Origin of the sequence: Methylobacterium haplocladii, from assembly GCF_007992175.1 — a bacterium.
GTDB classification, from domain to species: domain Bacteria; phylum Pseudomonadota; class Alphaproteobacteria; order Rhizobiales; family Beijerinckiaceae; genus Methylobacterium; species Methylobacterium haplocladii.
Genome location: NZ_BJZT01000103.1, coordinates 1 through 626 on the forward strand (window position 1 = coordinate 1; position 626 = coordinate 626).

Annotated in this window: 1 protein-coding gene; it reads right to left on the bottom strand. The window is 68.4% G+C overall.

Translation table 11 applies throughout. From position 1 onward, the window contains the following. On the bottom strand, positions 1-606 hold a 606-nt coding region (locus MHA02_RS21925), incomplete at its 3' end, for a ParB N-terminal domain-containing protein (RefSeq protein ID WP_210245108.1). Between the last annotated feature and the right edge of the window lie 20 nt (positions 607-626).

Here is a 626-nt window from a genome sequence, read left to right on the forward strand (position 1 = left end):
GGACTCTCGCCATTCGGGTCTGTTCTTGAGGACTTCGCAGAGGGCCTTGATCATGCGGGCGGAGAGCATGCCGGGCTCGTTGTTGGCGGTCTGGGTGACGCATTGCAGGGCGGTGATCAGGGTGTCGGCGCCGTAATGCTGGTGGCAGCGGGCGATGGCGCCCACCGCCATGGTCTGGCCGGCCTTCTGCTTGTCGACGGGGACGGGGTAGCGCAGCAGCTCGACCTCGGCGCAGGCGCAGACCTTGGCGATTTCGACGGCGCGGGGTTCGTTGGCGATGACGCCGGCGGCGTGCAGGGCCATGCGGGACATCGGGGTGGTGTCGCCGTTGATGGCCTTGAAGGCGGCGGCCTGTTCCTCGCGGCCTGCGATGACGACCTGACAGGGCACGGTGTCGAAGCCGACGAGGGCGGCGGCGGTGGTGCGGTGCTGGCCGTCGATGATGGCGAACTTTCCGCCCTCGACGGGGGAGACGACGACGGGGGCGAAGAAGCGCCAGTTGAACTCGCTGGCGATGCGGTCGACGTTGCTGCGGCCGCGTCCGCAGATCGGGCGCTGGTAGCTCGGATCCACCACCAGCGTGGCGATCTGAAGCCATTGCAGCATCGGTGCCGGACCCGCCGATA